Source organism: Polynucleobacter sp. 35-46-11 (assembly GCF_002281105.1).
The window spans coordinates 1-5177 of sequence record NZ_NCFJ01000149.1 but is presented as its reverse complement, the minus strand read 5'-3'; the positions used below and the strand labels follow the sequence as shown (position 1 = coordinate 5177).

The window sequence follows — 5177 nt, the reverse complement described above, 5'->3', positions numbered from 1 at the left end:
TCTTTGTTTCAAGCGTTTGCAGGTATTTTGGCCCAAACCCAATTCGATGCCGACCGCTATCGAAGCCTTGGCGTCAAAAAAGTAGAGATTGTTGGTAATCTCAAGTTTGATGTACCACTTGATCCAAGCCTGGTCCAACAAGGTAAATCTTGGAAACAAGAGTTGCATGCAAATCAGCGTCTGATGGTTTGTGCTGCGAGCACTCGTGATGGTGAAGAGGTGATTATTCTGCAAGCGTGGCAAGATTTGCTCCTCAGCAATACTTTTGGTGTTGCTCCATTGCTCTGTTTAGTGCCGCGTCATCCTGAAAGATTCTTGGAGGTGGCGGATCAGATTCGGGATGCTGGTTTGAAGTTTCTATGCCGTACGAAATGGATTGAGGCGCCTAAGGGCGATGCTAATGTGGATGTGATTCTTGGCGACTCCATGGGTGAGATGCCGATGTATTACAGTGCCGCTGACTTAGTTCTCATGGGCGGTAGCCTACTTCCCTTTGGTGGACAGAATCTGATTGAGGCTTGTGCCGCTGGTTGTCCAGTGCTGCTTGGTGAGCATACCTATAACTTCCAACAAGCGGCTTTGGATGCTATTACGATTGGTGCCGCAAAGCGTATCCAGGGCGAACTTATCTTGAGTGAGCCAGTGGCTCTCATGGAGTCTTTAAAAGAATTGCTTTTGAATACTACTGAACTAGAAATGATGTCGAGCGCTGCAAAGGCCTACTCGATTGAGCATCAAGGTGCGACTAAGAAAATATTAGCCGCCCTTGAGCATCAGAATTTCACACTAAATTAACTACGTTTTTAATTGCTTGGTAGAAACTTATACCTGAGCCCCGAAGTTAGGATCATCATTGCGAGCAGTATCATCCGGCTTCTTGTCACCCTTCACTAAATCTTCACGAGTAACACCAAGCCACATTGCTAAAGCTGCAGCAACGAATACAGAAGAGTAAATACCAAACAAAATACCGATGGTCAGCGCTAAGGCAAAGTAGAAGAGGGTAGGGCCACCAAAAATCAACATTGCCAAGACCATCATCTCAGTACTGCCGTGAGTAATCACGGTACGGCTAATGGTGCTGGTAATGGCGTTATCAATAATTTCGCGGGTATTCATTTTGCGGTACTTTCGGAAGTTTTCGCGAATACGGTCAAAGATCACCACTGACTCATTGACCGAGTAACCCAGCACGGCGAGTACTGCAGCCAATACGGAGAGTGAGAATTCCCATTGGAAGAAAGCAAAGAAGCCCAAAATAATGACGATGTCATGTAAGTTCGCAATGATGCCGGCAACAGCAAATTTCCACTCGAAGCGGAAGGAAAGGTAAACCACGATTCCAATTACTACAAATAACAAAGCCATTAATCCATCAATCGCGAGTTCACGGCCTACTTGGGGGCCTACGAACTCCACACGCTGAAGCTTCGCTCCAGTAGTTGCTGGCTCCAGCGCTTGCATCACTGCTGCGCTTTGATCTGCAGAGGAAATCATTTTTCCTTCAGCATCTTTTTGGAGTGGTAGGCGAATCATCACATCACGTGAGCTGCCAAAGTTCTGAATCTGAGTATCTGAATAACCTAACTTTTCCACATTCGATCTAATTGAATCTAAAGGAGCGGTTTGTGGATAAGTAACCTCCATAACCGTACCGCCAGTGAATTCAATTGATAGGTGGAGGCCGTTATGCCAGAGGAAGAAAACAGCGGCTAAGAAGGTGATGAGAGAGACCGCATTGAGCGCCAATGCATGGCGCATAAAGGGAATATCTTTTTTAATCCGGAAAAATTCCATGACTTATTTCTCCTGAGGACGCCAAACTTGGCCGATAGCGAGTTTCTGAACTTTTTTACCTCTGCCGTACCAGAGGTTAACCAGACCACGTGAGAAAAAGACCGCTGAAAACATGGAAGTCAAAATACCAAGGCAATGCACTACTGCGAAGCCTTTGATTGGGCCAGAGCCAAATGTCAGTAATGCAAGACCGGCAATTAAGGTGGTGATGTTTGAATCCAAGATAGTTGCCCAGGCTTTATCAAAGCCGATAGCAATAGCTGTTTGCGGGGCTGCGCCATTGCGTAGCTCCTCACGAATACGCTCGTTGATTAATACGTTGGAGTCAATCGCCATACCTAGCGCCAATGCCATCGCAGCAATTCCTGGCAAGGTTAAGGTAGCTTGCAACATGGATAAAACAGAGATTAAGAGCAATAAGTTCACTGCTAGTGCCACAACTGAGAAAGTACCAAACAACAGGTAGTAGGCAATCATGAAAATAGCGATTGCTGCAAAACCAATGATGAGAGATTTAAACCCTTTCTCAATATTTTCAGCACCAAGGCTTGGTCCGATTGTGCGCTCTTCAATGATTTCCATTGGGGCTGCTAAGGAGCCCGCGCGCAATAAGAGCGCCAAATCATTCGCACTCTCAGTAGTTGGTTGACCAGTAATCTGAAACTTGGAACCAAACTCACTTTGAATGGTGGCAATTGTGAGAACCTCACCTTTGCCTTTTTCAAACAAGATCATGCCCATCGGCTTGCCAATGTTTTCACGGGTCACTTCTTGCATTACGCGACCACCAGCCGCATCTAAAGAAATGTTCACTGCAGGGCGTTGGTTTTGATCAAAGCCTGCGCTTGCATCCGTAATGCGATCGCCACTAAAGATCACCGATTTTTTGAATACGCCTTGACGGTTTTCGCCAAAGCGGAAAACATCCATGCCTGGGGGAGGGGTCTCACCAATCGCAATCGTAGAGACGATGGGATCGGCTAATCTGGACTCCAGTGTTGCTGTGCGACCAATGATGTCTTTGGCACGTGCTGTATCTTGAACGCCTGGTAGCTGAACCACAATACGCTCTGCACCTTGCTGCTGAATGACTGGCTCTTTTACAGCCAATTCATTGACGCGCTTATTAAGCGTCACGATATTCTGTTTTACTGCGCTATCTTGGATTTCTTTTAAGGAGGTTGGCTTAAATTCGCCTACGAGTTTTGGTGATAGCCCTGTAGGCTTAATCTGCCAGGTCAGATCAGGCTGACTAGCCATCAAAACTGAACGTGCTCTTTCAGCATCTTCAGTGCTACCAAAAGTTAAGGTAATACTGTCTTGGCCGCGTTCAATTCCCTGTTGACGAATCGATTTGTCACGCAACTGACTACGAATATCAGTGGCTAAAGAAGTTACTTTCTTTTGAACTGCGCCCTTCATATCGACTTGTAGCAAGAAGTAAACGCCACCACGCAAGTCCAGACCTAAAGGCATCGGTAATGCATTAAGCGCATTGAGCCAACTCGGTGTATTGGAGAGTAGGTTTAATGCAACTGTGAAATTGGGATCATTTTGATCAATATTCAATTTCTGTTGCAGCAAGTCACGCGCACGCAATTGAATATCGGTATTGTTGAAGCGAATTTTGATTGAACCAACATTGCCTGTGGATTCAAAGAAGATGCCGGTATTGCTAATGTTGTCTTCAGTCAGAATCTTTTCGACTCGAGACTGTGTCGCCAAATCAACCTTAGTGGTTGGTTTGGCGGACGAGACTTGAACCGCTGGCGCCTCCCCGTAGAAATTGGGTAATGAATATAGTCCTCCAATTAGCAAAGCAAATAGGATGACTATGTATTTCCAGAGGGGATAGCGATTCATATCGAGATACTTTTAAACAAGCTTATTAAGCAGACTTCATTGAGCCTTTTGGCAATACTGTTGTAATGGCGACTTTTTGCATTAGCACTTCAGTGCCGGCAGAAATTTCAACAGTTACCACTTGATCTTTCAACGCAGTTACTTTTCCCATGATGCCGCCAACAGTCACTACTTCATCGCCAACAGAAAGGGACTCAAGCATTGCTTTAGTTTCTTTTTGACGCTTCATTTGTGGGCGAATCATGATGAAGTACAACACTACAAACATCAAAATCAGGGGAAGGAAGCTCATTAAGCCACCAGAATCTGCACCCGCGGCTGGCGCCTGGGCAAAAGCGTTACTAATCCACATACAAAACCTCCATTAGTTACCAATTGGAAAATGCTTCAGTTTTAGGCTTTTAAGCAAAGCCGTAAACCCGCAATTCTAAACTGTATGGGGCTTGGAGGGCTGATTTCAGATCAATAGGGGGTGCCCATTGATGCTCTAGGGCTATTAATCCTGTCCAGGCTCTACGCCGCGCTGACGATTCCGATGGAATTCCTCGCGATAGGCGCTAAATCGATCCTTGGCAAGGGAGTCCCTCACTTCTTCCATGAGCTGGAGGTAGTAGGAGAGATTGTGAATCGTATTCAGCTGTGATCCAAGGATTTCATTCGCCTTCTGCAGATGATTTAGGTAGGATCTCGTGAAGTTTTTACAGGTATAACAGGCGCAAGTAGGATCGACGGGGCGATCATCATCCTTGTACCCTGAATTGCGCAGCTTCAGGTCACCAAAGCGGGTAAAAAGCCAGCCATTTCGAGCATTGCGAGTTGGCATCACGCAGTCAAACATGTCGATGCCCAGGCTCACACCTAGCATGAGATCTTCTGGTGTACCAACTCCCATCAAGTAATGAGGCATATGTTCTGGCAACTTAGGAGCTGTGAAATTCAAAATGCGCTCAAACTCGGGCTTGGGTTCTCCAACAGAGAGGCCGCCAATAGCAATACCATCAAAGCCTTGTTGGCTGACGGCATCTAAGGAGAATTCTCGTAAATTCTCGAACATGCCTCCTTGAACAATGCCAAAAAGGCCATTGCCTGTTTCGAGCTCGCGAAAGCGTTTTAAAGAGCGATCACCCCAACGTAGGGACATTTCGAGTGAAGCACGTGCAGTTTTTTCTGAGGTCGCTTGTCCTTTGACTTCGTAAGGGGTGCACTCATCAAATTGCATGGCAATGTCACTATTGAGTACCGCCTGAATTTCCATCGACACTTCTGGAGACATAAATAACTTATCTCCATTAATAGGGGAGGCAAATGTCACACCTTCTTCAGAAATTTTTCTCAAAGCACCTAAGCTAAAGACCTGAAAGCCGCCTGAGTCAGTGAGGATGGGTTTATCCCAGCCCATGAAGCGGTGTAAGCCACCATGCTTCTGAATCACATCCAAACCAGGTCGCAGCCACAGATGAAAGGTATTGCCTAAAATAATTTGCGCTTTGGCTTCATTCAAATCCCGAGGTGTCATG

The 5177-nt window shown here is 46.0% G+C and carries 5 protein-coding genes; 1 reads left to right on the top strand and 4 read right to left on the bottom strand.

Translation table 11 applies throughout. From position 1 onward, the window contains the following. Positions 1–795, top strand: a 795-nt coding sequence (locus tag B7Y67_RS10445; RefSeq protein ID WP_293598593.1) for a glycosyltransferase N-terminal domain-containing protein, incomplete at its 5' end; no start/stop codon positions are given. Positions 796–822: 27 nt separating this feature from the next. On the opposite strand, the gene secF is transcribed toward B7Y67_RS10445, so the two are convergent. The 4 genes from secF to tgt form a co-directional block, all read right to left on the bottom strand. Then, complete coding sequence (gene secF / locus B7Y67_RS10440; protein ID WP_293598592.1) at positions 823–1797, bottom strand: protein translocase subunit SecF; 975 nt, start codon at positions 1795–1797, stop codon at positions 823–825. Positions 1798–1800: 3 nt separating this feature from the next. Then, positions 1801–3660: a protein translocase subunit SecD gene (gene secD / locus B7Y67_RS10435; RefSeq protein ID WP_293598591.1), complete on the bottom strand. Its 1860-nt coding sequence runs from the start codon at positions 3658–3660 to the stop codon at positions 1801–1803. A 25-nt stretch (positions 3661–3685) separates the two neighbouring features. After that, a complete protein-coding gene (gene yajC / locus B7Y67_RS10430) occupies positions 3686–4012 on the bottom strand; it encodes a preprotein translocase subunit YajC (RefSeq protein WP_293598590.1) in 327 nt (108 codons plus the stop codon). 144 nt (positions 4013–4156) lie between these two features. Next, the coding region (tgt, locus tag B7Y67_RS10425) for a tRNA guanosine(34) transglycosylase Tgt (protein ID WP_293598589.1) at positions 4157–5177 on the bottom strand (1021 nt) is incomplete at its 5' end.

What these genes read in the sequence shown, in the direction of transcription:
- secF (WP_293598592.1), bottom strand. Translation starts at nt 1,797, where the DNA reads ATGGAATTTTTCCGGATTAAAAAAGATATTCCCTTTATGCGCCATGCA.
- secD (WP_293598591.1), bottom strand. Translation starts at nt 3,660, where the DNA reads ATGAATCGCTATCCCCTCTGGAAATACATAGTCATCCTATTTGCTTTG.
- yajC (WP_293598590.1), bottom strand. Translation starts at nt 4,012, where the DNA reads ATGTGGATTAGTAACGCTTTTGCCCAGGCGCCAGCCGCGGGTGCAGAT.